This is a genomic window from Butyricicoccus sp. OF10-2, from assembly GCF_003481925.1.
Lineage (GTDB): Bacteria > Bacillota > Clostridia > Oscillospirales > Butyricicoccaceae > Agathobaculum > Agathobaculum butyriciproducens.
On the sequence record NZ_QUMC01000001.1, the window covers coordinates 1 to 26,856 of the forward strand.

The following is a 26,856-nucleotide window of genomic DNA, read 5'->3' on the forward strand; positions in this document are numbered from 1 at the left end:
AGCTGTCGAAAAACTCCGTTTTTCGAGCAGCCTCTCGATTGAAACCACGCTTTCAATCGAATCTTGACGAAAAGCCGCGCCCTACGGGCACAATTTTTTCGTCCCTTGTATAATTCCCGAGGTACACGCCCTCGGGAATTATGAATTTGCTGTGCAAATTCTATTTTATGCATGCTGCCGCACGAAAAGTAAAAACGATAGATTGACTGTATCGACAGACTGAAAGCTGCGGTTAAACCGCAGCTTTTTTGCCGCAAGGCGGAAAAAAGCCGCCTGATGAATCAGACGGCGATTTTCCCTCAAAGAGCAGGTAAAGAGTAAAGAAAGAAAAAAGAAAAAAAGAGAGCAAATAAAATATAAAAACCAATGTGGTTGTTGGTTATTGTCGATTTGTTGTGTTCCTTAGAACAATTATTATTATAGTCGTTTTAGATAAAAATGCAATAGATTTTTTGTTTAATGTTCCAGAGAAAATGCAAAAGTTTTTGTGCATATACTACAAAAATAACATCTGTAAATTGTAGGGGAACACAAAACGAAGGGAAAACAAGCCGAAATCTCAAAAAATCCGACGGCAGCGGGAACGATTTGCCGCTGCAAAGCGTGTTGTTGGTGAAAGGAGGAGAGAGCAATGCAGACAAAACTCAGGTCGGACGCATTTCTGCAGCAGGCGATGGACACCTGCGGCGACGCGGTCTATCGCTTAGCTTTGTGCAGACTGAACAGCCGCGCGGACGCAGAGGACGTCTATCAGGAAGTCTTTCTCCGGCTGCTGCGGGACGACACCGATTTCCGCGACACCGAGCATCTGAAAGCATGGCTGCTGCGCGTAACGCTCAGCCGGTGCGCCGATCTTCGCCGGTCGGCGTGGTTTAAGCGCACTGCACCGATGGAAGCTGCCGCGGATGCTGCCGCTCCGGAACCGGAAAGCAGCAGTGAGCTGTGGCAGGCGGTACACGCACTGCCGGACGATCAGCGAATCGCGGTGTGGCTGCACTATGTGGAGTGCTACCGCACAGAGGAGATCGCGGAAATGGTCGGCTGCCGTCCGGCAACGGTACGCACGCGGCTGCATCGCGCAAGAAAGCAATTAAAGCTGGATTTGGAGGGATCTTACGATGAAGAACAACTGGAACGAACTGAAGGACATCAAGGCTCCGCAGGAGCTGAAGGAGCGCACGCTGGCAGCAGCTCGTGAAGCGCGTAAGCTGACGAACGAACCGCTGCATGCGGTGCCGCGCCATCCGTGGGGAATGGCAAAGCGCCTTCTGGCGGCAGCCTGCGCATTCGGTATTGTGCTGGGCGGCACGGCTGTGTATCGCACGCATAATGGCACCGCGCAGACCGGCAGTGCAGCCGTAGCGGACGCCATCAATCACACATTCGGCTTTGCAGCCTATGCCGCCGATACCGGCGAGCTGCGTCAGCCGAAGGACAGCAAGATCGTGTTCGACACCGGCAGCGGCGCAGACGATCCGGAAAAGGGGTTCTACTCCGGCTGTCTGTTCAAGGTGACCGGCGAGAATATCAAAACCGTATCTGCGACCATCGACAAGGGCGCAGTCTACCGCATGAAAACCGTCAAGGATACATCGGCCGACCGTAACGAGTGGGTGCGCTCGATGCATCAGGGCACGAACCCCGAACTCGACGGTGCCGACAGGATCATGGTCTGGGGCAGTGACGAGATGCATATGTACGCCGACCTGTGCTGGAAGCTGGACAACGGCTTCACCGACGCGTACGACCCGGACACCAGCTACGGTCTGTGGCTGCCCAGCCAGCCGGAAACCACGGATGACGATCTGCAGGATTCGTGGCACAAGGCTGTGGACGGCTTTGAGGGCGCAAAGCTGACCGTCACCATCACCTTTACTGACGGCTCGGAGCAGACCCGCTCGATGACGCTGCACACCGGCAAGCTGGGCGTGGAATACAAGGACGATACGTCCGGTCCGAGCCTTACCGGCGAAGTGCTGACCGATGAGCAGGCCGCAGCGGAAGGCTATATCTATGGCGTCTATGCGGATATTGAGTAATTGAAGATATGTGCCGTTCGTTCAAAATCATCAAAAATTAGTATAGTGCATGAAAATTTCCTCTGAATCTTGTGTTCAGAGGAAACTTTTTTGCGGAAAAATGGGAATATACCTTGAAAAATACGGTGTTATCGCATAAAATAGAAGAAGTTTAGTTCGTAAATGAGGCGAAAGTATGCTCAACATTGTTTTGGTCGAGCCGGAGATCCCGCAGAACACCGGCAACATTGCCCGCACCTGTGCGGCGACAGGCTGTGTGCTGCATCTGGTCGAGCCGCTCGGCTTTGCTATCGACGATAAGCGCATGAAGCGGGCCGGTCTGGATTACTGGCACCTGCTCGATGTGCGTATGTATAAAAATCTGGATGAATTTTTTGAGAAAAATCCGGACGGCCGCTACTTCTATGCGACAACAAAGGCACCGCACGCCTATCATGAGGTGGAATACTGCGACGGCGACTACCTGATGTTCGGCAAAGAGACCCGCGGTCTGCCGGAAGCGCTGCTCATCGAGCACCCGGAACGCTGCGTCCGCATTCCCATGAGAGAGGGCGCGCGCAGCCTTAATCTGTCTAACTCGGTCGCTGTTATTGTGTTTGAGGCACTGCGGCAGACCGGCTTTGAAAATCTGAGACTTGCGGGACCGTTTCCGCAGGCATAAAGGAGTAAAGAATGGAAAAGATTCATATTTTGACCGATTCCTCATCGGATATTCCGCACGATCTGGTAGAGGCGCACGGCATTGAGATCGTTCCGATCATGCTGACGCATGAGGGACGCAGCTTCCGCGAATATTACGACATCACATCTGAGGACTACTGCAGGCTGCTCGAGACCAGCAGCGAGATTCCCGGCACGGCCATGACTACGCCGACCGTATTCCTCGAGTCCTACAACCGTGCATTTGAGCGCGGCTGCACGCATCTGCTGGCAGTGCTCATCAACGGCGGCGGCTCGGGTACCTATCAGGCGGCCTGCCTTGCAAAATCCATGTTCGAGGAGGAGCAGGGTGAGGGCAAAATGACCATCGAGGTCATCGACTCCAAGACATACACCTATATTTACGGACACATTGTTGTCAAGGCTGCCGAAATGCGTGAGCAGGGCGAGAGCTTTGACGCGATCGTCAGCGTGGTAAAAAGCCGTCTTAACCGCGTGGAAGCCTACCTCGGTGTGTACAGCCTCAAGTTCCTCAAGAAGTCCGGCCGTATTTCGGGCGGCGCGGCCTCGTGGGTGAGGCGCTCGGTCTCAAGCCCATCAGCCATGTGTATGACGGTGCGGTAAAGGTGTGTGACAAGGTGCGCGGTGAGAAGGCACTCGTTGCCGGAATGAGCAAAAAAGTCTCCGCCCGTGTGGTGCAGCCGGATAAGCAGACGGCTATCCTGCTCTACGGCGACGTACCCGCCGAGCGTCTGGATGAAATGGAAAAGCGTCTGCGTACCGAAATTGGATTCCGCGATGTGGAACGCGTAGCGATCGGTCCTTCGGTTCTGACAAATACTGGTCCGCTGGCGATGGCTGTAGCGTATTATGGAACGCCGCGGGATTGATGCAAAAATTGTGAATGTTGTTTAATATTTCGCAACTTTTTGGCGAAAAACGCAAAAATCCTCTAAAAGCGAGTTGGAATGTGATGATTTTCACAATTTTGCTTGCGAATGACACGAATTACGAGTATAATTCTGTATTGGAAACGGAATTATTTAAGTAATAAGTTCGTGCTTTTGTTCCTTATCGTAACTTTATAATACATCTTAAAGGAGAGGGATATTTATGCAGTATAACAAGAAGAGCGTTGAGGATATCGACGTATCCGGCAAGAAGGTAATTGCCCGCTGCGATTTTAACGTACCGCAGGACGAGAACGGCAACATCACCGACGACAAGCGCATCCGTGCTTCGCTGGAGACCATCAACTACCTGCTGGATCACAACGCTGCTGTAATCCTGTGCTCGCACCTCGGCCGTCCGAAGGGCGAAGTAAACATGAAGTATTCGCTGGCTCCGGTCGCTAAGCGTCTGGGCGAGCTGCTTGGCAAGGAAGTCAAGCTGGCAAAGGACGTTGTAGGCGAGGATGCTAAGAGCTGGCCGCTGAGGTTAAGCCGGGCGAGGTCGTTCTGCTTGAGAATGTTCGCTTTGAAAAGGGCGAGACCAAGAACGACGCTGCGCTGGCAAAGGCTATGGCTGACATGGCTGACATTTACGTCAACGACGCATTCGGCACCGCACACCGTGCACACGCTTCCACCGCAGGCATCGCAGATTACCTGCCGGCTGTATGCGGTTTCCTGATCAAGAAGGAAATCTCCATCATGGGCAAGGCTCTGAGCGACCCGGCTCGTCCGTTCGTTGCAATCCTGGGCGGCGCTAAGGTTTCCGACAAGATCGGCGTTATCGAGAACCTGATTGACAAGTGCGACACCATCATCATCGGCGGCGGCATGGCCTACACCTTCTCCAAGGCAAAGGGCGGCGAGATCGGCACCTCTCTCTGTGAGGAAGACAAGATCGAGCTGGCACTCGGCCTGCTCAAGAAGGCTGCTGACAAGGGCGTTAAGCTGCTCCTGCCGGTTGATACCGTTTGTGCAGATCACTTCGGCGCGGACGCTGCTCCGGTCGTATACGAGGCTGGCAAGATCCCGGCTGACATGATGGGCATGGACATTGGCCCGAAGACCGTAGAGCTGTTCTCCGAGGCTGTCAAGGACGCAGGCACCGTTGTTTGGAACGGTCCGATGGGCGTATTCGAGTTTGACACTTCGCAGTCGGCACCAAGGCTGTTGCCAAGGCAATCGCTGAGAGCAAGGCTGTTTCCATCATCGGCGGCGGCGACTCCGCAGCTGCTGTTGAGAAGCTGGGCTTTGCTGACAAGATGACCCACATCTCTACCGGCGGCGGCGCTTCTCTGGAGTTCCTCGAGGGTCTGGAGCTGCCGGGCATCGCATGCCTGCAGGACAAGTAAGTCCATTAGGAACGCTTTATATCGGAGCGCGTTCTGTTGAGCGCTCCGTATAAATACATAAAGATTTAAGACGGAAAAGTCCGTCCGAATGTTTGAAAGGGGTAAAACCAACATGAATCGCAGATATCGTAAGACCATTATCGCCGGCAACTGGAAGATGAACAAGACTCCGGCAGAGGCTAAGGCTCTGATCGAAGAGATGAAGCCGCTCCTGTCCAAGACCAAGTGGTGCGAGATGGTTCTTTGCGTACCGTTTACCGATATTCAGGCTGCTGTAAAGGCTGCTAAGGGCTCCAAGATTGCAATCGGCGCTGAGAACATGCACTTCGAGAAGTCCGGCGCTTTCACCGGCGAGATCTCCGCTGACATGCTCAAGGAGCTGGGCGTTAAGTACGTTATCATCGGCCACTCCGAGCGCCGTCAGTACTTCAACGAGACCGACGAGGCTTGCGGCAAGAAGGTTCAGGTCGCTCTCGAGAACGGTCTGCGCCCGATCCTGTGCGTAGGCGAGTCTCTGACCGAGCGCGAGCAGGACGTTACCATGGAAGTTATCCGCAAGCAGATCAAGATCGCTCTGCAGAACGTAGCTGTTGAGGACATTAAGAAGGTTGTCATCGCTTACGAGCCGATCTGGGCAATCGGTACCGGCAAGACCGCTACCGCAGAGCAGGCTAACGAGGTTTGCTCCGCTATCCGTGACTGCCTGCGCGAGAAGTACGGCGCACGCGCTGCACGCGGCATCACCATCCAGTACGGCGGCTCTATGAACGCGAAGAACGCTTCCGAGCTGCTGGCTCAGCCGGACGTTGACGGCGGCCTGATCGGCGGTGCCTCCCTGAAGAGCGCTGACTTCGCTACCATCGTAGAAGCAGCTAACCAGTAAGATAAGGATACGGGAAAGGGAAACGCTCCCTCACCGTTTTGCGGAGGGGGACATGGTGCATATCGTGTCCCCTTTTATTCTCTTATCGTTCGCTTCTGTAAAGGAGTTTTATCAGTATGAAAAAAACCACTATGCCGGGCATGCCGGAGGTAGAGGTAGTCGAGATCAAGACTTCCGCACCGGTTAATGTTCTGGCAGATCCGGCTCCTGCAAAAAAGCCGGCGGCAAAGCGTACTCGCAAGACCGCTGCTAAGACTGCCGAGGAGAAAAAGCCGGCAGCAAAGCGCGGCCGCAAGCCCAAGGCAGCCGCCGCTGCTGCCAAGAAGGCAGAGGGCCCGAAGAAGCCGACCGCTCTGATTATCATGGACGGCTTCGGTCACCGCGAGGAGACCAAGGGCAACGCCATCGAGGCTGCTAAAAAGCCGAATCTCGATAAGATTTTCGCAGAGAACCCGCTCACCTATATCGGTGCATCCGGTCTGGACGTTGGTCTGCCGGACGGCCAGATGGGCAACTCCGAGGTTGGCCACACCAACATCGGTGCAGGCCGCATTGTATATCAGGAGCTGACCCGCATCACCAAGGCCATCCAGGACGGCGATTTCTTCGAGAATCCGGCTCTGATGAGCGCGATCAACCAGTGCAAGTGGTTCGATTCCACTCTGCACATTTTCGGTCTGCTGTCTGACGGCGGTGTGCATTCCCACATTGACCACATGTTTGCGCTGCTCGAGCTGGCACGCCGCAATGGTCTGCGCAAGGTTTGCTTCCACTGCTTCATGGACGGCCGCGACACGCCGCCGCAGTCCGGTATCGAGTATATCGACCGCCTGCAGGCCAAGATCGACGCTGTCGAGGTCGGCTGCATCGCAACCGTATCCGGCCGTTACTACGCAATGGATCGTGATAACCGCTGGGATCGTGTACAGAAGGCGTACAACGCTATCGCACTCGGCGAAGGCGAGCACGCTGCTACCGCACACGAGGCTATGGAGCAGTCCTACGCAAACGGCGTAACCGACGAGTTCGTTGTTCCGGTTATCGTTACCGAGGGCGCGACCGTCAAGGACGACGACGCGATCATCTTCGCAAACTTCCGTCCCGACCGTGCGCGTGAGATCACCCGTGCATTCGTTGATCCGGAGTTCACCGGCTTTGAGCGCGTACAGCCTAAGATCCACTACGTCTGCATGACGCAGTATGATGCTACTATTCCGGGCGTGGAGATCGCCTTCAAGCCGCAGAGCCTGAAGAACACGTTCGGTGAATATATCTCCGATCTGGGTATGACCCAGCTCCGCATTGCCGAGACCGAGAAGTACGCACACGTTACGTTCTTCTTCAACGGCGGCGTTGAGAAGGAGTACCCGGGCGAGGATCGCGCCCTCATTCCGTCCCCGAGGTTGCAACCTATGATCTCCAGCCGGAGATGAGCGAGCCTGCCGTTACCGAGGAGTGCGTAAAGCGCATCCTGTCCGGCAAGTACGACGTTGTTATCCTCAACTTCGCAAACTGCGATATGGTAGGTCACACCGGCGTATTCGAGGCTGCAGTCAAGGCTATCGAGGCCACCGATGACGGCGTAGGCAAGGTCGTTGATGCCATCCTCAAGATGGGCGGCCAGTGCCTGATCACTGCCGACCACGGCAACGTCGATCAGATGCTCGATGCCGATGGTGTTACTCCGTTCACCGCACACTCCACTAATCCGGTGCCGCTTGTAATGATCGGCCACGAGGGCAAGCTGGCAGAAGGCGGCGTACTGGCTGATCTGGCTCCCACCATGCTGGATATGATGGGTCTCAAGCAGCCGGAGGAGATGACAGGTCACTCGCTGCTTGTAAAGTGAGCATCTAAGAGGGACGCTGTCCCCCTTAGATACCGAAAAAGTTCCCAAGGAAACTTTTTCGGATATCCCCCTCATCTTTGCACGGCAAAGACGGTTCGGACACGTGTCCCGAAGCAGTGGTATAAAAGTCCGGCAGAGCTGGACTTTTATGGGGAATTTTATCGCCGCGTGCGCGCGGCGCAGCAAAAATGTGATTTTTGCTGTTTAGTTAGCCAACCATTTTATTTTATAATAAGAAGGAGAAAGAATTATGAAGGGCTACATTGAAATTGTTGATGTAATCGGCCGCGAAGTTATGGACTCCCGCGGCAACCCGACCGTTGAGGTTGAGGTTTACGTTGAGGGCGACACCGGCGCATACATGGGCCGCGCTGCTGTTCCGTCCGGTGCTTCCACCGGTATCTTCGAGGCTTGCGAGCTGCGTGACGGCGACAAGTCCCGCTACAACGGCAAGGGCGTACTCAAGGCTGTTGACGCTGTAAACGGCGAGATCGCTGAAGTTGTTATCGGCATGAATGCTCTCGACCAGCAGGCAATCGACAAGGCTATGATCGAGGCTGACGGCACCCCGAACAAGACCAAGTTCGGCGCAAACGCTATCCTCGGCGTATCCCTGGCTGTTGCCAAGGCTGCTGCAGAGGCTCTGAGCCTGCCGCTGTACAACTACATCGGCGGCTGCAACGCTAAGACCCTGCCGATGCCGATGATGAACATCCTGAACGGCGGCGCACACGCTACCAACAACGTTGAGATTCAGGAATTCATGATCATGCCGGTTTCCGCTCCGTCCTTCCGCGAGGCTCTGCGCCGCTGTGCAGAGGTATTCCATCAGCTGAAGACCACCCTGAAGGAGAACGGCACTCCGGCAGCAGGTGTAGGCGATGAGGGCGGCTACGCTCCGAACCTGAAGAAGGACGAGGACGCTCTGAAGGTTATCGTTCAGGCAATCGAAGAAGCTGGCTACAAGCCGGGCGAGGACTTCATGATCGCGATCGACGCTGCTTCCTCCGAGTGGTGGAACGACGAGGAGAAGTGCTATATCCAGCCGAAGTCCGGCAAGAAGCTGACTCAGCAGCAGCTGGTTAAGATGTGGAAGAACTTCGCTGAGAAGTACCCGATCATCTCCCTCGAGGACGGCATGGCAGAGGAAGACTGGGAAGGCTGGGCTATGCTGACCAAGACTCTGGGCGACAAGATCCAGCTGGTTGGCGACGACCTGTTCGTAACCAACACCGCTCGTCTGTCCAAGGGCATCGAGCTTGGCGTTGCTAACTCCATCCTGATCAAGGTTAACCAGATCGGCTCCCTGACCGAGACCCTGGATGCTATCCAGATGGCTAACCGCGCTGGCTACACTGCAGTTGTATCCCACCGTTCCGGCGAGACCGAGGATGCTACCATTGCTGACATCGCTGTTGCACTGAACGCTGGCCAGATTAAGACCGGTGCTCCGTCTCGTACCGACCGCGTTGCAAAGTACAATCAGCTGCTCCGCATCGAGGAAGAGCTGGGCGAGGACGTTGCACAGTTCCTGGGCAAGAAGGCTTTCTTCAACCTGAAGAACAAGTAAGTCTCCGTCCTTACCGTTACTGCAATATGAGAAAACCGCACGCTTTTGCGTGCGGTTTTTTTATGGCTTAATCATAAAAGCTGTGGGATGAAGGATTTCTGATATAATGATTGAGCCTTTTTATATAGAAATTTCTTGCGAATATATAGTAAATTCTTGCGCTTGGGTTGACGGACGGACAAACTTGTGCTATCATAACTGCAGTAACATAGCGAATTCTCTGTGCTGAAACGGGGAATCTGGCTGTTTTGGATAAAATTGCTCACATTTTCATTTCTTTATCATAAATCACCTCTGCACCTTGTGTGCAGAGGTGATTTATTTTTCGGATAGACGCGACTTGAGAAAATCAACCGCCGTAGCCGTTCTTCCATCGCTGCAGCGCAAGTGCTGCGTTCTTGTAGCTGACATCGGCGGTCGGCGTTCCGGCAGGCACACCGAGGATCGCCGCGTCACCCTGCCGTACGTAGCCGCTGGTTTTCCAGCGCTCAAGCGCCTGCTCGTAGGCACGGGTCTGTGCATTCGCCGCCGCACTGCTGACATTCAGCTGATAATTGCGCCAGTTCAGCGTCGGCGTGCCGTTCAGGAAGCCGGTCAGACCGGCTACGGACAAGCCGTAATCGCGGTCGGCGTTAAACTGGCTCAGCGCCGCCTGTGCCTGCTGGAGCGCTGCATTTTCCGATGCGGTATAGTAGCTGCTCTCGGCGGCTGCGGTCTGCTCATCGGCAGCATTCTGCGCCGCCGCACGCGCGGACAGACGCGCCTGGCCGAGCGCATTCAGGTCGCTGCGGTACCGGTTGTCCACCGCGATACGGCTGGTCTCTGCCATGCCGCTGGTGGTCGCTTGCCCTCGTGCGCCCATGTTAAGTCCGAGCGCCGCCAGCTTTTCCTCGTTATTCACTGCGGACTGTCGGGCATTGATATCGGTCTGACGCATACCGGCGGCGTAGTCGTTCTCGATGGACGCGAGATTGCTCTCCAGCTGCTTTGCAATGCGGCTGCGGGCGGTTTCAAATCGCTTGAAACGGGCATTTTCCGCCGCGTCATACAGGCTGCTGACGCGGTTTGCACCGGTTGTTGTGCTTGAAACCGAGTACGGACGGTAGCTGCCGTTCCATGTCGAAACCGCGTCGTTGGACGCAACCTTGCCGCCGAGACCGAGCGAGTCAATCTTGTTCTGGCGTTCGCTCAGCAGCTGCTGGCGTTTCGCTGAATCAGTCGTGCCGGCAATCGCCGCCGAGTAGTCAAAATTGTCGCGGTAGCCATTGGAATTGAGCGTGCCGGAGGACTTGCTCGACGTCGATTTGCTTGTCGCCGTCTTAGTCGAAGTGGACTTGGATGTGGTTGACTTTATCGTTGATGTTCGGCGTGTGGAAGTTGATTTGATGATTGCCAAAGGGGAATCCTCCTTTCTAAATTACGGTCTGACCCTGTGTCCAGCGGATGGTGAGCGCGAGCAGACCAAACGGCTCATCCGGCCGGTCGTTGCCGATGCGCACGGCAAACAGCGGACTGCGGTGCTGCTTCCAGCGGGTACGGTACGTCACCGCACCCGGAATGCACCGGAAGGAGAACCGCGAAAAATCCAGTGTGCGGAAGGAAAACAGGTCCATATTGCGGGAAAGCGCAAGCTGGACACCGTTTTCGTTCTCGTACTGCACGGTCGCGCCCGAGCGGGAATGCGGCATGAGCGTCGGAATCACATCCCGCACGGTCTTGAAGCGGCTCCAGTCGGATAAGGGCAGGGTAGGCGTGCGCCAGTACGCGGCAATCGCCGCCGTGTCATCAAGATAGGCGTGCTCCTCCTCGCTTTTGGCAAAACGGCACAGTCGGCCGTCTGCCGTGCCGAACCACAGATGACCGTTCAGCACCGCCAGACACTGTGCAGGCACGTTCACCCAGAAAAACCACGCCGGATCGCCGTTTTCCTCGGTCAGAGAGCCGTCCGCGACATAAATGTGTCCGTTCACTGCCAGATAATATTTGCCCTCGAATACCACCGCACAGGCGTTTTGGAGGTCGGCCTCCTGCGATAATTTCGGCACAATGGCATCGGATACCGAGCGGATCGTCCGCTGTTCGGCAACGGCGGTGCCGTACACGCCCTGCACACCTCTTGCCGAGAGATACAGCGGCAGGTCGTTCAGCACGGCGAAGCAGCGGCTCGAAATCGCGCCTTCACCTTGCGCACCTTGCTTGAGCGGATACAGCGCAGAACCGTCATCTGCCATCATGTAGGTGCGCAGATAGCTGGTCGCCTCCTGTGCGCCGCCGGACTTGACCACGACCTGACTTTCGTACTGCTTGAGATAGCCGACGATCGCAGATGCGTCCGTGCCCATGCGAGTGTAGCCGGTGTCCGGAAAGTAGGTCGGGTCGTATAGGCCGCTCTGCCAGTCGCAGTCCGGCTCGTCCGGGTTGCCGGAGAGGAATACGCGCGTGTCGTTTTTGCCGCCGTACAGACCGGCAAAGCGGCATTTGTTGATCTTGTCCGCGTGTCCGCTGACGGTTTTGGCAAACGCGATGGACACATTCGCCAGTCCGTTTCCGTTTGCCGGAGCAGAGGCCAGCGTCACCAGACCGGTCGAGCGGTTGACCGCCGAAACGGTAACCGCCGAGCCGTTGACCTCAGCTGTAACAGCTGTTTCGTCGAGGTCGGTCGCGTCCACCTTGAACTGGGTCGCCGTGCCGTCCCCGATAAAGGTGTTGATGCGCTTAGGCGTCAAGAGATTTACTGCCTCGTAGCTGGTGCCGCCGCCGGTCGGCGCCGCAGAGATGGTCGTGGTCGGCACATAGGCCGTGCCGGATACCGGAACGGCTTCCCAGACCGTGTTTTTGCTGCTTTTGCGCACCGCACGATAGGTTTTGCCGTCCATCAGGTAGAGTACACCCTTCACCGTGAACGACTGAGAAAACGCCTCGTTCATGTCCGCGCACAGCTCGGTCTGCGTGCCGTCCTGTGTCCGAAAATACAGCTTCGCACCCGCATGAACGGCACAGCCCACACCATCCGGCATGGCGAATAACCCGTAGATGGGTGCGTTAAACTGCGCCTGTGTGCGCCATCCGGTGCGCTTTACCAGAAAATCGTTCTGGTCGCAGATCATGTTCTGCATATCCGGCGAGCGGGAGAGAGACACCTTAGTCGGATGCGTGCGGCAGTCGATGCCGCCGAACCGGCTGACCACAGTCTGCTGCTCGGTCTCCGGATAGGGGAATTCGTAGCTTCGCATTAAATCATCTCCTGCACGGCGGTAAACTGCGCGGGACAGTGACTCAGCAGGCGTTCGCTGTACTCGGTTGCCGCCCAGTTAAACTTGGCCTTGTCGTCATCCGCGACAAGCAGCGCCGCCAGTCCGTACGGAAAACATTCGCGCGCCAGCCAGTCACCGGCGGGCAGTTCCTCGGTCAGCGCCGTCATGCGCGGCGGCACAAGCAGCACGTCTTTGCCGTCAGACGCACGTTCCGCGTTCATCTCGCGCAGGCTGTTCGCTAACAGCTGGTTGAGCGCACCGAGCGCAAACTGCTCGTAATACACACCGCTGTCCGGCGTTTCGGATAAAATATTCAGCGCTGCACGAAAGCATTCGGTTCCGGTCATAGGGTTACCTCCTTTGTGATGGGTTCATTGGATACAGTGAGAAGTTAGGAGAAGGAGTGAGGAGTAAACGAAGAAAAACTCCTATCTCCTCACTCCTAACTCTTATCTGCTATTTGAATTTAGCCTTCCGCTACCTCGGACGGATACGCGCCGGACTGCACACAATATGCGCGGATCTTGCAGCCGGTTTCAGGCGTCAGCACGGTGCCGGCAACATAATCCTTCGCGGAATCCGAGTAGCGCGGATCCGAGCCGTCCAGGGTGTAGCGCACCTTGCCGAACGCGGTGATCTTGCCCTGACTGATGGTCGGTGCGCTCGAGCGGCAGTCCTCATCGACCAGTGCATACACGCCGCCGCACTTTGCGCCGAGCACATACGCGTCGTAGTAGTGACGGCCCTCGATCAGCGCACCGGACACGCCGACCGGGTCCTCGTGCACCTTGGCATCTGCGATTTTGTACGGCATGAGCACGGCATCCTTGTGTGCAACGAGGAAGTACACGTCCTCCGGCAGATAGCTCTTGGGAACGCGGACGACATTCATGCCGAATACCTCGCCGCACACGCCCTTGGCGATGGACTGACGCGCTAGCACGTCCACACCGGCAAACTCGTCCGAGGTGCACACCAGCTTGTACATTTCGCTGGTCAGGTACAGATAGCGGTTGTCGTCCGGCACAAGCGCATCGTCAAGTGCCTGCGATGCATCCGCAATCTTGCTGATGATATTCGCCTTGGTCGGCTTTGCACTTTCCACAATGCTGCCCGCCATGGTGACAAAGCGCTTGAATGCGTACTTGTCCGCCGCCGGTGTGGACTTCTCGTTCAGCTGCAGGCGCAGCATGTCGGCGGCATTCTTGACCAGATTCTGATCGAGGTTGTTGCCCTTGTCGATGGTCAGGGTAAATGCCTTGTCCTGCGTCATGGTCAGTTCCTGCACCACGTCCTGCATTTCAGTCACATCGCCGTAACGCTTGAGACCGCCGTCACGGTCGTAATCGACCTCCTCCACCGTGATCGGGGTGTAAACCTTGAGCGTTTTCACGCCGGTCAGGTCATACGTCTCCGCGGTTTTGCCCTTGATGAAGGACGCACGGGTGAATACCTCCGCAATCTGGTCGGAATACTTGCTTGCGAGATTGATAGCCATAAAAATTTACCTCCTATATAAATGTTAAATCGTGAAGTAATGAGAATGTTACTTGCCGAGCAAAGCGAGGGTGACCGGATCTGCTCCCGTGGGTTCCCCGTCCGACTGCGCCGGACCGACCGCCGCACGGCGGTTCTTTTGGTTCATCTCGAGGGCTGCCAGTTCGTCTCTCAGCTCGGCAATCTCCCACTTGCGGTACGCGGACACGAGCGAGCCTTCCTGCTGCGCCCACTCCCATACCTGCTGCGGAATGTCCTCGGGACGGACATCGGGATATTCCTCGACGAATGCGGCGTAGATCTGGCCGTTCGGCATGGCGTTTGCCGCACGATTACGGCGGATGTACGCGTTGCGCTTGGAAAGTCCCTGTGCGGCTGCGTCAATCAGCTCTTCGAGCGTCAGTTCGACGATATCGCCGTCCACCTCGACCGGATAGGTCTGTGCATTTTCCTGCGGCTGGATTTCCGCCGTCTGCTCCTGTGCGAACGGATTGACCGCCATTTCCTGCTCGGGATTAGGATTCATTGCTGTTTTCTGCATTACTGTTTGCCTCCTTTTGCTGCTGTCGCTGTACGCGAAGTGCGTGCAGCAGGTCGTGTTTGCCGCGTACCTGATAATCCGGTACGTTTTCCAGATATACGAGCGGGTCGGAAATAACGCCGCTCTCCAGCAGATGATCGTTTGTCATCGTCTGCATGGTTTCGGACCAGTAGCTTGCCGCGCCGACATCCACCTGCAGGCGCATGTCCTGTCCGGCGAGTGCGGAGAAGTCGAACGTGCATTTTTCGGGTTCGCCGCCGTCCTCATTCGGCAGAACGAGCGTGCGCACGCCGTAGTGCGCGCCCATCATATCGAGGAAAATGCGCGCCCAGTCCTCAGTGAAGCGGTAGAACTCCATTTTTGTCAGCTCGAGCGGAGCCGCCGTTGCGTTCTGCACCGCGATAATTGCCGAGGTGTTGTCCGGATTGACCGTGCCGAGTGCGGCTTCGCTTGCGCCCATGAGTTCCGCGGTATCGGTCATCATTTGCTTGAGCAGCTGCAGCACCTGTGCCGAGATATCCGGTGCGCGGAACGCCGCCGCGATGGCGTCGTTCGGGTTGCCGCGCATGCCGATTGCCTTGCCGACGTCGTTCGACCAGCCGTTCGGGAACCGCGTCATGTCGTACACGATCTTAGGGAACGCCACCTGCTTGATGCACTGGACGTACATCGAGTACAGCTTGTTGATGGCGATCTGGTTCGGAATGGCCTCGGTCAGTGGACTTTCGCCGTGGCACGAGCCGCGCACGCGGTTCCAACACAGATGCGTCACCGGATACAGCCGATAGGGAAGCACCTTTTCGGGCATGACAACGGCATTCCGCGTGGTCTTGCAGAAGGCAATGCCGTTCTCGGTCCTGCGCATATGCAGCAGTACGGTCACGCGCTCGCCGTCGCTCGAGGTACGGTAACGGTGGTACTCGCCCACATCATCCGGTCGAATGGCTTCCGCGTCACTCGCGGAGATGCCGTTGGCACGCGCTTCGCGGCGCACCTCGTCCGCGTCGCGCCGCATGGCAATGATAATGTACGGCTGGCGCTGTACCTCATCGCAGGCGGCGTTGCCGAAGCAGATGTTCGTGGAATCAATCAGCTCCACCGCAATATCGCCCTTGACCGCCTGACCGGTCTCAAGAGCCGGATCAAAGTGCATGTAGAAGCAAGCATCACCGTCCACACAGGCGTTTTTCAGCAGCGGGCGGCCGAGTGCCTTGACACCCGAACGCTCGATCGCGGATGCAAACGCGCGTTCGAGCACATGCGCGGTCTGCCGCCCGTCCTCATCCATGTCAAACGGCTGGGCGCGTACCGCCACATCGTCGGAGACCAGCATGGACACAAACAGGTTGACGCAGCGGCGCAGCACGTTGAAGATCAGCGGGTCGAGGGACTGCACGCGCAGACCCTCCCACTGCCTGCCGAGGTAAAACGCCTCGTTGCGCCGAACACGGTCGTATAAACCGATCGAGCGCTTGTAGTCGCGGTCGCGCTCATATTTCTTCCAGATTGCCGTCGGTGACGGATCAAATTTCATCGTTGTCCTCCTCTCGTCCGTAGTTCATCAGCGCCGCCAGATCGCGGCTGAGCGTATCCTCCGGCGTAGATTCTGCCGTGTGCTCCTTCGGCAAACGTCGCGGCAGAACCACACCGCCGGAGATGATTGCACCGGTCAGGACCAGTACCGCCGCAGACAGCGCGTAACATAAAATTTCCATAATGCCTCCTTTCACTCAAAACCTGAGAAATTCTCCTACTTCGCAGTCATACGCCGACTGGGGGACCGCCTTAACCGGCTCATAAACGGTCGCGGCGTACCCGCGGAGCGCATCCGGCGCATGGGTCAGCTCGTGCGGCGTGTTCGCTGTGTCGGACGGATTGCGCTTGTCGTGCTGCAGCGCAGGCAGCGTGCGGATCAGATTGCGGCAGGTGTCGAAAATCGTCAGTCTGGGACGAACGGTGCCATCCGTATCCTTGCGCGGCTGCAGCAGCTCATGCAGCGCCAGCCATCCGGCGACGCGTTCATTGCTGCTTTTGACAAAATCCAGTCCGCTGTCCGCGAACAGTTCTACCGCGCTTCTGCCGGTTTCCTGCCGTCGGTTCCACAGATCGGGCGGCGCGAGACGGCAGTCAATGTGTTCTCCGGCCGTCTCACAGGCAAGTATCTGCGTCGCTGCATCCGAAATAATGAGTCCCGGACGGTAGAGTTCGCGGTAGACCACGCTGTGTCCGTCCGGACTTTGCGCAATCCATAGCGCTGCCAGCATGTCCAGACCGTAGTCAATGGTCAGGCAGCGCCGCCAGTCATGCGGGATGGCATACGGCTTTACAACATGCAGGTCGCGCGAAAATTCGCTGAAATACTGCCCCTCGTTCAGTTCCCACACGCCGTCGAGCAGTGCTTTCCGGTCGGTGGGAGAGAGCAGCTTCAGGCGTTTCTCGTAGCCTGCATCCGCCTTGCGGAGAAACGGGTTGTCACCCAGTCTTGCGGGCAGAAACAGCCGCGTGCCGCCGTCGAACTCGCGCACGGTGTCCGGCGGCATGGAGTCGATAAACCGGCTCTTCACCCACTGGTGACCGACACCGCCGGGATTGGTCGTCGCCTTGACCTGCTTGGGGAATCCGTTCGTGCCGCGGATACGCGACAGCAGATAGGTGAACTGGCTTTCGGTGAAATGTGTCAGCTCATCGAACCGGATGACATCGTATTCCGCGCTCTGGTACTTGGTCACATCGCTTTCCGCGTCGCAGTACCCGAATTCCAGCGCCGAACCGTTTGCAAAATCCCACCGGTGCTCACTCACCTTGTACTTTGCAATGCACTGCGGATACAGCCGCAAAGCCGCCGGTACAAGCGAGCGCTCCAGCTCCGGCATGGTCCTTCGCAGCATGAGCTGCCGTGAACCCGGATAGCAAACCGCAAACCGCAAAGCATCGAGCAGCTGACCGTGGCTTTTGCCGCCGCCTGCCGCGCCGCCGAACAGTGTTTCGAGCGTGTCCGACTGCATGAACGCTGCCTGCCGCCGTGTTACGGGGAATTCGTATCGTCTACGATCCGAAACACGATCTCCACCGGCTGAGCTTCGGTCTGCTCGTCGCCAAGCATCACGCCCTTGCCGACCGTCCGGTCGAGGATTTCCTTGATCGCGCTGAGCCGGCTGTTCGCCGGTGCTTCCGCATCGTCCGCGATGTCGTACAGCATGCGGATCAGCCGATCCGGCTTTTCGTTTTCGCTGCACATGGCCTCACCTCCTTTCGATGAGCCATAGAATAGGAGCAAAATCCAAATTTGTCAAGAACAAATGTTCGATTTTTTATTTGCTTGCAATTTTTGCCCAGCTGCGGTATGCTGAATAAGATGGAAAATATGCGGCGCAGCAGCGCCAGTATCAGGAGGAAAGAAGATGAAAAGAATCGACCTTATCGCGCTCGATTTAGACGGAACTGCGCTCAATCCGCAGAATCAGGTCTCTCCGGCGACCGCCGATGCCGTGCGCCGTGCCCGCGAGAGCGGTATTCATGTTGTGGTCTCCACCGGACGAATCTGCGGTGAGGCACGCGACTTTGCACTCATGCTCGGCACGGATGACCAGATGGTCACCTCGGGCGGCGCGACGCTGTCGAGCGTGTCGCAGGAGCGCTGCACCATGCGCATGTCCATGCCGTGGGAAGCTGCTGTGCGTGCGTCTGCCGTGGTGGAGCGCATCGGCATGATCACAATGGTGTATGCAGGAGAGACGCTGCTCATTACCCCGTATGATGATATTGAATTCGGCAAATATAAGTCGAATGAAGGCTATTTAAGCTCGAAAAAGGTTGTGCCGTCTGTTGCGGAATATATTGCCACAAACCATGTTTCGGTCGATAAAATGTTCATCCGCAGCCATGACCCGGTCATGCTCGTGCGCGCTCGTGCACAGCTGGAACAGATCCCGGGTATCCGCGTGATGAGCAGCGCGGCTGACAACCTCGAGGTCATCACGCCGGCCGCGGACAAGGGCGTTGCTCTCGGCATGCTGTGCCGTGAGCTGGGCACCGACCTCGACCACGCCGCCGCCATCGGTGACAGCGAAAACGACCTCGAAATGCTGAACGCCGTAGCCCTCCCGATTGCGATGGGAAACGCAAGCGCAGCCGTTAAAAATCTGTGCCTGCGCGAGACGCTCACCAACGCACAGGACGGCGTAGCAGCCGCCATCGACCGCATCATCGCGGAGAACGGCTAAACGAGCAGACCGGCCGCTGTTTTCCGGAAAAACAGTGGTAAAAATCGGATTTCTATGCTATAATATACTTGCAGAGTATCCGCAGAAAGCGGAAAAACGGCGCAGAACGCCGTCAGATTGAATCACAAAGAAAGTTGAAGGATAAAAGTTTTGGCTGCAAGGAAAACCACAACTAAAAAATCGACGAAAAGCGCACCCAAGGGCAAGCGTGCGGCACAGCCGCAGCCGGAGGAACTCGGTCCGATCCTGTCCCGTCCGGTCTGGGGCGCGATCTGGGGCATTGTCGGTCTGCTGTGCCTGCTGTCGATCCTGCCGATCGACGGCGTGCTGCTCAAGTGGCTGCACCGCGGCATCGGTGCGCTCATCGGCAAGGGTGCGTATGTCATGCCGTTTGCGCTGATCGGCATCGCCGTGCTGCTGTTTGCGCGTCCCAAGGGTCCCGTGCGTCTGCGCGGAACGTGTATCGCGCTCATGCCGCTGCTGATCGGCAGTATCATTCACGCCTTTTCGTGTGCAAATGAGTACGACCTGTCCATGAGCACGCTCAGCGGTCTGCTCTCTACCGGTATGGAAGGCTCGTCCGGCGGTCTGCTGGGCGGCGGTCTGTACATCCTGCTCGAGTGGGCGCTCTCGTCCATCGGCGCACTGCTCATCCTGCTGGTGCTGTTCATCGTGACTTTACTGGTGGCCTGTCGCATCACGCCGCAGGCGCTGTACGACATGGTTCGTCCGCCTGAGTATGAATACGAGGACGAGGAGGAGCGTGAGCGCTACGAAGCGCCTGTTCAGCTGCCGAACATCCACGAAGCGGCAGCTGCGCATGCACAGCGCCGAGAAGAGCGCCGTGCGCACCGTAAATCCGACTTTGACATCCCGATCGACGCCGATCCGCCCGGAGAGGATAAGCCGGGCGAGGAATTGATCGACCCGAACAAGCACCACGGCAAGGTAATCGCGCCGGACGAATATCTGCGCTCACTGCGCGATAACGTGAAGAAAAAGGCCGGAAGCATTATGGATCTGGTCGAAAACAAGCAGCCGGAGGAAGAACCGGCGCACGTTTCCGAGTCGGAGCCCGAGCATGAGGCGGCTCCTGCACCGGCATCCAAGCCGAAAAAGACCGAGAACATCTCGGAAATCGAGCAGGCGGCCATGAACGAGCAGATCGATGAGAGCCAGAAGGCTCCCGCGCCGGTGTACGACTACCCGCCGATCGACCTGCTGACGCAGGGCAAGCACGCTTCGGTAGCCGGTGCGGAGACCGAGCTGCGCGAAAGCTCGGCGTGCCTGCTCGATACGCTCGACTCGTTCAACATCGAGGCACAGATCATCGGCATCGTGCGCGGCCCGTCCGTCACCCGCTTTGAACTGACCATCCCGCGCGGTATCAAAATCTCGCGCATCACCGCACTGGCGGACGACATTGCACTGTCGCTCGGCGCGGCAAACGTGCGTATCGCGCCTATTCCGGATAAGGTCGCGGTCGGCATCGAGGTGCCGAACAAAACCGTCAATACGGTCTTTATCCGCGAGTGTATCGGCTCGCCTGCGTTTGCCAACGCGAAAAGCCGCCTGTCCTTTGCCGTCGGCAAGGACATCACCGGCAAGCCGGTCATCGGTGACATTGCCAAGATGCCGCACATGCTGATTGCCGGTACCACCGGCTCCGGTAAGTCGGTGTGCATCAACTCCATGCTGATCTCGCTGCTGTACAAGTCCACGCCGGAGGAAGTCCGCCTCATCATGGTGGACCCGAAGATGGTTGAGCTGGGCAACTATAACGGCATTCCGCACCTGCTGATTCCGGTTGTTACCGATCCCAAAAAGGCCGCCGGTGCGCTCAACTGGGCGGTTGGTGAGATGGAACGCCGCTACAAGCTGTTCGCAGACCATCAGGTGCGCAATCTGGTCGGCTATAACGACCTCATGCGTTCCGAAAAGGCCAAAGCCGAGCAGACCGAGGACGGTCATCCCGAGCAGTATCAGGTGCTGCCGCAGATCGTCATCGTTATCGACGAGCTGGCTGACCTGATGATGGTCGCCGCCAAGGAAGTCGAGAACTCCATCTGCCGTATCGCGCAGAAGGCACGAGCCGCAGGCATGCACCTTGTTGTAGCAACGCAGCGTCCGTCGGCTGACGTTATCACCGGTATTATGAAGGCAAATATCCCGTCGCGTATCGCGTTTGCGGTAGCCAGCCAGATCGAGTCGCGTATCATTCTGGACACGACCGGCGCAGAAAAGCTGATCGGCAAGGGCGATATGCTGTATGCGCCGCTCGGTGAGGGCAAGCCGACCCGTGTACAGGGCTGCTTCATCTCCAACGAGGAGATTGAGGCTGTCATTGCCCGCATCAAGGAGACCAGCACCGCCGAGTACAGCGAGGAGATCCTTGAGCACATCGAGCAGCAGGCCGAGCAGGTGGGCAATAACAAGGGCGGCGGCAGCAGCGGCACGAGCGATTTGGGCGACGATGAGGATGAACTCATCGAGGAAGCCATTGAGGTCATCATGGACTGCCGTCAGGCATCCACATCCATGCTGCAGCGCCGTCTGAAGCTGGGCTATTCGCGTGCCGCGCGTATCATCGACCAGATCGAGGACCGCGGTATCATCGGCCCGTCCGAAGGCTCCAAGCCGCGCCAGATCCTCATCTCGCGTGAGGACTGGCAGGAGATGAAACTGCGCCGCACAATGCCGCTCGACAAGCAGCAGTAATGGAAAATGAACGCTATCTTTGTGCCGTTCTATAATTCTCCATTTTCAATTCTCAATTTGCTAAACAAATCTCTTAGGAGGTAACATATCATGAAGAAGATCAACATTGCCGAAAAGTCTTTCAATCCGTTCGACCTGATCGGTCAGAAGTGGATGCTGATTTCCGCAGGCACCGAGGACAAGTGGAACACCATGACTGCAAGCTGGGGTGCCGTAGGCGTTATGTGGGGCAAGCCGAGTGCGACCTGCTATATTCGCAAGAGCCGCTTCACCAAGGAGTTTGTAGATGCGGGCGAGTATTTCACCCTGACCGTGCTCAAGGACGGCAACCGTGATGCGCTGAACAAGATGGGCTCCAAGTCTGGCCGTGACATGGATAAGATGCACGAGAGCGGCCTTACCCCGGTATTCGTAGAGGGTCAGCCGACCTTCGAGGAGGCCGAGCTGGTACTCATCTGCCGCAAGCGCGGTGTGACCGACATTGCACCGGACGATATGGCTCAGGAAGTGCAGGACAAGTGGTACGGCGATCACGACTACCACACCATGTATATCGGCGAGATCGTAGCGCTTACGAGAACTGATTTCACAGAAAATTCACCAATTCCTCACGATTTTGGTGTATCATCAAGAAAGAAGTACAGGGTCGCTCTGCGGCCCTGTATCCCAATCCACAAACCCACGCCTCAAAAGGGAGGAATGCAATTCGTGAAAAAACGATTGCTCAGTCTGATCACAGCGGCTGCGCTGATGGTCGGCATGCTGCCTGCGGCTTTTGCGGGCTATGAAAACTTTACTTCGAAAACAACGTATCCTGCCGGACAGTTCACCGACGTGCCCTCAACCGAGTGGTACGCGCAGAATGTTCAGGCGGCGTATGAATACAAGCTGGTGGACGGCGTAAACGCCACCCAGTTCAAGCCGAACAGCAACCTGACGATTGCACAGGCGATCAAGCTGGCGGCGTGTCTGCACAGCACCTATGTCAGCGGCACGACCGATTTTGAGACTGCGCGTCCGTGGTATCAGCCGTATGTGACGTATGCATTGGAAAATGGTATTATTAACACGACTTATGTGAATTACGATCAGCCGGCGACCCGAGCACAGTTTGCGTCCATCTTTGCAAACGCGCTGCCGGAGGACGCTCTGACCGCGATCAACGACATTGCGGACGGTGCGATTGCGGATGTGGACATATCGGCAGACTATGCCGCTGATGTGTACCGTCTGTACCGGGCGGGCGTGCTCACGGGCAGCAACAACGCGCACGATTTCAAGCCGAACACCAACATTCGCCGCAGCGAGGTTGCGGCTATCGTCACCCGTATGGCAAAGCCGGATCTGCGGCAGAGCTTCACCATCGAAGCACATGTCGGCATGACGGCGGACGAGGTGTTCAGCGCCTGTGTACCGGCGATTTTCAAGCTGTACGCCTACGATTACAAGAACAACATCCTCGGCATCGGCAGCGGCGTTGTGCTCAGCGCACGCGGCGATGCGGTGACCTGCGGACACCTTGTCAACGGTGTTTACCGCCTTGTGGCCGAGATGTACGACGGCACCAAGCGTGAGGTCACGATCTACAACTTTGACGCGGACGCGGACATCGCGCATATCCGTGTTGTCGGCAGCACGCTGCCGTACCTCGGTGTTACCACTGAGGTCGAGAAAGGCGACACGGTCTACGCGCTCGGTTACCCGGGCGGCGGCGCCGCAACGGTTACGACCGGCAAGGTGACCGACCCGGAAAACGACGATTACCTTGCACCGATGATCGAAAGCACGGCGCAGGTCATCAGCGGCAATTCCGGCGGTGCGCTCATCAACGATGAGGGCAAGGTTGTCGGCATTACGGTCAGCAGCCATTCCGGCGGCGTACCGTCTTACTCGGTGCCGATCCGCTACCTGAACAACCTGATCGGAGACGGTACGGCGTACTCTCCCGGCGAGTATAACCGCAACCACAAGCCGGATGCGTCGCGCTGCTACAACAAGCACTATCCGGTGCCGGATTTCGGCACGGTGACCGGTGTCACACTGCTCGGCACCATCCGGGAGGGCACCACGACCACCTACTACTACGACAGGGAAGAGGTAGAAGCCGGCGACAAGATTCTGCTCCGCTACTATGCCGCACTGGGCGAAAATACCTTCTACCAGTTCACCGGCGGCTCGTTCACCTCGTCCTCGACGTATCCGTATTCGGTCAAGCTCTACGAGACCAGCTACGACGGCATCCCTGCGATCAGTGTCGTGGTTTCCAGCAATTCCTTCGCTTCTATCGGCGGTCTGCCTCAGACCGCCGATTTTCTTTGCAGGAATTTGTGCATTACGCCTAATGAAATGAAAGCTGATGGGCATGAAACGTATTTACGCCCAAAACACCGCAAAAATCGAGAAAAACAGGAAAAGATAAAATAAAAATCGGATAAAATTTCTGATAAATTAAAAAGACAGATTTTACGCAAACGTTTGAGTTTTGGTTAAAAATACATAATTGGTCAAAGTGCACAATATATTCGTGGGAAATCGGTATAATACTACAATGGAATATTTCACCGCTAACGTGCTATAATGTGCTTGCGTGATAAAGAGAATGAGTATTAGAGAGAGCATCAATCGAAACGGAGGAAATACCCAAATGAAAAAGTATGTTTACATGTTCCCGGAGGGCAACGGAAAAATGCGTGAGCTGCTTGGCGGCAAGGGTGCCAATCTGGCTGAAATGACCGGACTGGGCATGCCTGTGCCGCAGGGTTTCACCATCACCACCGAGGCCTGCACCCGTTATTACGAGGACGGCAAGACTATTTATCCGGATATTCAGGATCAGATTCTGGAGTACCTCGATCAGCTTGAAAAGGTTACCGGCAAAACCCTCGGCGATCCCGAGAAGCCGCTGCTCGTATCCGTTCGCTCGGGTGCACGCGCATCCATGCCCGGCATGATGGATACCATCCTTAACCTCGGCATGAACGACGAGATCTGCGAAGCAGTTGCCAAGCTGACCAATAACCCGCGTTTCGCACGCGATTCCTACCGCCGTTTCATTCAGATGTTCTCTGACGTTGTTATGGAGCTGCCTAAGTCCACCTTCGAGCAGTTTATCGACCAGGTAAAGGACAAAAAGGGCGTTAAGATGGATAATGAACTGGACGCGGACGATATGTCCGAGCTGATCGTTCTGTTTAAGGATCACTACAAGAAGTCCCTCGGCGAAGATTTCCCGCAGGACCCGAAGAAGCAGCTGATGGAGGCTGTCCGCGCGGTATTCCGCTCGTGGGATAATCCGCGTGCGAACACCTACCGCCGCATGAACGACATCCCGCACAGCTGGGGCACTGCCGTAAACGTACAGTCCATGGTATTCGGCAATATGGGCGAGACCTCGGGCACCGGCGTAGCCTTCACCCGCAACCCGGCCACCGGCGAAAAGAAGCTGTACGGCGAGTTCCTGATGAATGCACAGGGCGAGGACGTTGTAGCCGGCATCCGCACCCCGCAGCCGATCTCTGCGCTGGCAGATACCATGCCGGAGGTTTATCAGCAGTTTGTTGACATTTCCAGCCGCCTTGAGAAGCATTACGGCGATATGCAGGATATGGAGTTCACCATCGAAAACGGCAAGCTCTACATGCTGCAGACCCGTAACGGCAAGCGCACCGCACAGGCAGCGCTCAAGGTAGCGGTTGATCTGGTAGACGAAGGCGTCTGCACCAAGGAGCAGGCGGTTATGAAGGTCGAGGCAAAGCAGCTTGACGCACTTCTGCACCCGACGTCGATCCGGCAGCTCTCAAGGCAGCTACGCCGATCACCACCGGCCTGCCGGCATCGCCCGGTGCAGCCTGCGGCGCGGTTTACTTCACCGCAGATGCTGCAGCTAAGGCCCACAAGACCGGAATCAAGGCTGTCCTCGTCCGTCAGGAGACCTCTCCGGAGGATATCGACGGCATGGCCGTATCCGAAGGCATCATGACCGCCCGCGGCGGCATGACCTCGCACGCAGCCGTAGTAGCCCGCGGCATGGGCACTGCTGTGTAGCAGGCGTAAACGGCATCAAGGTTTCCGAAGAGGATAAGACCCTGACCTTTGCCGACGGCACGGTAGTGCACGAGGGTGACGTTATTTCGCTCGACGGCTCCACCGGCAACGTATACCTCGGTGAGATCGCAACGCAGGAGGCTGAGCTGACCGGCGACTTCGGCCGCTTCATGGGCTGGGCTGACGAGATTCGCACCCTGCACGTTCGCACCAACGGCGATACCCCGCGTGATGCAACGCAGGCCCGCAAGTTCGGCGCAGAAGGCATCGGCCTCTGCCGTACCGAGCATATGTTCTTCGAGCGGCCCGCATCAAGGCGGTTCGTGAGATGATTATTTCCGATACGCTCGAGCAGCGCAAGGCGGCTCTGGCCAAGATCCTGCCTATGCAGCGCGGCGACTTTGAGGCAATTTACCGCGCAATGGGCGGCCTGCCGGTAACCATCCGTCTGCTTGACCCGCCGCTCCATGAGTTCCTCCCGCACGAGGATGACGAGATCAAGGAGCTGGCCGATGAGATGGGCGTATCCTTCGACAAGCTCAAGGGCAAGGTAGAAAGCCTGCACGAGTTCAACCCGATGCTGGGTACCCGCGGCTGCCGTCTGGACGTTCTCTATCCGGAGATTGCCGAGATGCAGACCGAGGCTATCGTATCCGCAGCTATCAACGTCTGGAAGGAAGACGACCTGCATATCACGCCGGAGATCATGGTTCCGCTGGTATCCGAGGTCAATGAGCTGCGCTTCGTAAAGAAGGTTATCAAGGCTAAGGCTGACGAGCTGATCGAGCAGTCCGGCCTGAAGATGAAGTATATGGTCGGCACGATGATCGAGACGCCGCGTGCCGCAGTCACCGCAGGCGATGTGGCCAAGGAAGCGGAGTTCTTCTCCTTCGGCACCAACGACCTCACCCAGATGACCTACGGCTTCTCCCGTGATGACGTGGGCCGCATTCTGGAGACTTACTTCGATAAGAAGATCCTCGAGTCCGATCCGTTCGCTCGTCTGGACCAGAACGGCGTAGGCCGCTTGATCCGCTTCGCTGTTGCAGAAGGCAAGCGCACCCGTCCGGACATCAAGCTCGGCATCTGCGGCGAGCACGGCGGCGACCTGTCCTCCGTCGAGTTCTGCCACAATGTTGGTCTGAATTACGTTTCCTGCTCGCCGTTCCGCGTGCCGATCGCACGTCTGGCAGCGGCACAGGCTCGCGTAAAGGAGCTTGGACTGGCATAAACCTCCCCAAACTTGACATACAGCGCGAAAGGCTTCGGAGCATTG

General features: G+C 56.9%; 17 protein-coding genes and 4 pseudogenes. 12 read left to right on the plus strand and 9 right to left on the minus strand.

From position 1 onward, the window contains the following. The first annotated feature begins 631 nt into the window (after positions 1–631). The 8 genes and pseudogenes from DXB00_RS00005 (at position 632) to eno (ending at position 9,303) form a co-directional block, all read left to right on the plus strand. The gene (locus tag DXB00_RS00005; protein ID WP_119214327.1) at positions 632–1,198 is read left to right on the plus strand and encodes an RNA polymerase sigma factor; all 567 of its coding nucleotides are present in this window, start codon (positions 632–634) and stop codon (positions 1,196–1,198) included. After that, entirely contained in the window at positions 1,119–2,039 is a 921-nt protein-coding gene (locus tag DXB00_RS00010) for a hypothetical protein (RefSeq protein ID WP_118728801.1), read from the plus strand. Before DXB00_RS00005 ends, DXB00_RS00010 begins: the two co-directional genes overlap by 80 nt. A 175-nt stretch (positions 2,040–2,214) precedes the next feature. After that, positions 2,215–2,700 carry a tRNA (uridine(34)/cytosine(34)/5-carboxymethylaminomethyluridine(34)-2'-O)-methyltransferase TrmL gene (gene trmL, locus DXB00_RS00015; RefSeq protein ID WP_116704729.1) on the plus strand — a complete coding sequence of 162 codons (486 nt, stop codon included), beginning with the start codon at positions 2,215–2,217 and terminating at the stop codon, positions 2,698–2,700. 11 nt (positions 2,701–2,711) lie between these two features. Further along, positions 2,712–3,589 (plus strand): annotated as a pseudogene (locus DXB00_RS00020) (DegV family protein). A 223-nt stretch (positions 3,590–3,812) separates the two neighbouring features. Continuing rightward, a pseudogene (locus tag DXB00_RS00030) lies at positions 3,813–5,001 on the plus strand (phosphoglycerate kinase). Between the two features lie 112 nt (positions 5,002–5,113). Further along, on the plus strand, positions 5,114–5,884 hold the full coding sequence (gene tpiA, locus DXB00_RS00035; protein ID WP_110435367.1) for a triose-phosphate isomerase: 771 nt from the start codon (positions 5,114–5,116) through the stop codon (positions 5,882–5,884). Between the two features lie 362 nt (positions 5,885–6,246). Further along, positions 6,247–7,733, plus strand: a pseudogene (gene gpmI, locus DXB00_RS00040) (2,3-bisphosphoglycerate-independent phosphoglycerate mutase). Between the two features lie 250 nt (positions 7,734–7,983). Beyond that, complete coding sequence (eno, locus tag DXB00_RS00045) at positions 7,984–9,303, plus strand: phosphopyruvate hydratase (RefSeq protein ID WP_117489732.1); 1,320 nt, start codon at positions 7,984–7,986, stop codon at positions 9,301–9,303. A gap of 349 nt (positions 9,304–9,652) precedes the next feature. Here eno and DXB00_RS00050 read toward each other — a convergent pair whose 3' ends face one another. The 9 genes from DXB00_RS00050 to DXB00_RS00090 all read right to left on the minus strand — a co-directional run bounded on the left by DXB00_RS00050 (position 9,653) and on the right by DXB00_RS00090 (position 17,833). Further along, positions 9,653–10,699 carry a hypothetical protein gene (locus DXB00_RS00050; protein ID WP_118728803.1) on the minus strand — a complete coding sequence of 349 codons (1,047 nt, stop codon included), beginning with the start codon at positions 10,697–10,699 and terminating at the stop codon, positions 9,653–9,655. A 16-nt stretch (positions 10,700–10,715) separates the two neighbouring features. Next, positions 10,716–12,536, minus strand: a complete 1,821-nt coding sequence (locus DXB00_RS00055; RefSeq protein WP_118728804.1) for a hypothetical protein — start codon at positions 12,534–12,536, stop codon at positions 10,716–10,718. Next, a complete protein-coding gene (locus DXB00_RS00060) occupies positions 12,536–12,904 on the minus strand; it encodes a hypothetical protein (protein ID WP_110435363.1) in 369 nt (122 codons plus the stop codon). Before DXB00_RS00060 ends, DXB00_RS00055 begins: the two co-directional genes overlap by 1 nt. Positions 12,905–13,023: 119 nt before the next feature. Further along, positions 13,024–14,055, minus strand: coding sequence for an FN3 associated domain-containing protein (locus DXB00_RS00065; RefSeq protein WP_117751069.1), 1,032 nt, complete (start codon positions 14,053–14,055; stop codon positions 13,024–13,026). Between the two features lie 48 nt (positions 14,056–14,103). Continuing rightward, positions 14,104–14,595, minus strand: coding sequence for a hypothetical protein (locus tag DXB00_RS00070; protein WP_118728805.1), 492 nt, complete (start codon positions 14,593–14,595; stop codon positions 14,104–14,106). Continuing rightward, complete coding sequence (locus DXB00_RS00075) at positions 14,570–16,129, minus strand: hypothetical protein (RefSeq protein ID WP_118728806.1); 1,560 nt, start codon at positions 16,127–16,129, stop codon at positions 14,570–14,572. Before DXB00_RS00075 ends, DXB00_RS00070 begins: the two co-directional genes overlap by 26 nt. Beyond that, positions 16,119–16,310: a hypothetical protein gene (locus tag DXB00_RS00080; protein ID WP_118728807.1), complete on the minus strand. Its 192-nt coding sequence runs from the start codon at positions 16,308–16,310 to the stop codon at positions 16,119–16,121. The genes DXB00_RS00075 and DXB00_RS00080 overlap by 11 nt, the downstream gene beginning before the upstream one ends. Positions 16,311–16,325: 15 nt before the next feature. Beyond that, the gene (locus tag DXB00_RS00085; protein ID WP_118728808.1) at positions 16,326–17,600 is read right to left on the minus strand and encodes a phage terminase large subunit; all 1,275 of its coding nucleotides are present in this window, start codon (positions 17,598–17,600) and stop codon (positions 16,326–16,328) included. 20 nt (positions 17,601–17,620) lie between these two features. After that, positions 17,621–17,833 (minus strand): hypothetical protein, encoded by a 213-nt coding sequence (locus DXB00_RS00090; protein ID WP_118728809.1) that lies wholly within the window; start codon positions 17,831–17,833, stop codon positions 17,621–17,623. A 163-nt stretch (positions 17,834–17,996) separates the two neighbouring features. On the opposite strand from DXB00_RS00090, the gene DXB00_RS00095 reads away from it, so the two are divergent. The 4 genes and pseudogenes from DXB00_RS00095 to ppdK all read left to right on the plus strand — a co-directional run bounded on the left by DXB00_RS00095 (position 17,997) and on the right by ppdK (position 26,811). Further along, complete coding sequence (locus DXB00_RS00095) at positions 17,997–18,818, plus strand: Cof-type HAD-IIB family hydrolase (RefSeq protein ID WP_118728810.1); 822 nt, start codon at positions 17,997–17,999, stop codon at positions 18,816–18,818. Positions 18,819–18,968: 150 nt separating this feature from the next. Further along, positions 18,969–21,536, plus strand: coding sequence for a DNA translocase FtsK (locus DXB00_RS00100; RefSeq protein WP_119214330.1), 2,568 nt, complete (start codon positions 18,969–18,971; stop codon positions 21,534–21,536). 90 nt (positions 21,537–21,626) lie between these two features. Continuing rightward, the gene (locus DXB00_RS00105) at positions 21,627–23,960 is read left to right on the plus strand and encodes a trypsin-like peptidase domain-containing protein (RefSeq protein WP_119214331.1); all 2,334 of its coding nucleotides are present in this window, start codon (positions 21,627–21,629) and stop codon (positions 23,958–23,960) included. 220 nt (positions 23,961–24,180) lie between these two features. Next, positions 24,181–26,811: pseudogene (gene ppdK / locus DXB00_RS00110) on the plus strand (pyruvate, phosphate dikinase). The last annotated feature ends 45 nt before the right edge of the window (positions 26,812–26,856 follow it).

Coding starts and splice junctions, on each gene's coding strand:
- DXB00_RS00060 (WP_110435363.1), bottom strand. CDS start 12,904: ATGACCGGAACCGAATGCTTTCGTGCAGCGCTGAATATTTTATCCGAA.
- DXB00_RS00095 (WP_118728810.1), top strand. CDS start 17,997: ATGAAAAGAATCGACCTTATCGCGCTCGATTTAGACGGAACTGCGCTC.
- DXB00_RS00075 (WP_118728806.1), bottom strand. CDS start 16,129: ATGAAATTTGATCCGTCACCGACGGCAATCTGGAAGAAATATGAGCGC.
- eno (WP_117489732.1), top strand. CDS start 7,984: ATGAAGGGCTACATTGAAATTGTTGATGTAATCGGCCGCGAAGTTATG.
- DXB00_RS00080 (WP_118728807.1), bottom strand. CDS start 16,310: ATGGAAATTTTATGTTACGCGCTGTCTGCGGCGGTACTGGTCCTGACC.
- tpiA (WP_110435367.1), top strand. CDS start 5,114: ATGAATCGCAGATATCGTAAGACCATTATCGCCGGCAACTGGAAGATG.
- DXB00_RS00090 (WP_118728809.1), bottom strand. CDS start 17,833: ATGTGCAGCGAAAACGAAAAGCCGGATCGGCTGATCCGCATGCTGTAC.
- trmL (WP_116704729.1), top strand. CDS start 2,215: ATGCTCAACATTGTTTTGGTCGAGCCGGAGATCCCGCAGAACACCGGC.
- DXB00_RS00055 (WP_118728804.1), bottom strand. CDS start 12,536: ATGCGAAGCTACGAATTCCCCTATCCGGAGACCGAGCAGCAGACTGTG.
- DXB00_RS00065 (WP_117751069.1), bottom strand. CDS start 14,055: ATGGCTATCAATCTCGCAAGCAAGTATTCCGACCAGATTGCGGAGGTA.
- DXB00_RS00085 (WP_118728808.1), bottom strand. CDS start 17,600: ATGCAGTCGGACACGCTCGAAACACTGTTCGGCGGCGCGGCAGGCGGC.
- DXB00_RS00105 (WP_119214331.1), top strand. CDS start 21,627: ATGAAGAAGATCAACATTGCCGAAAAGTCTTTCAATCCGTTCGACCTG.
- DXB00_RS00070 (WP_118728805.1), bottom strand. CDS start 14,595: ATGCAGAAAACAGCAATGAATCCTAATCCCGAGCAGGAAATGGCGGTC.
- DXB00_RS00005 (WP_119214327.1), top strand. CDS start 632: ATGCAGACAAAACTCAGGTCGGACGCATTTCTGCAGCAGGCGATGGAC.
- DXB00_RS00010 (WP_118728801.1), top strand. CDS start 1,119: ATGAAGAACAACTGGAACGAACTGAAGGACATCAAGGCTCCGCAGGAG.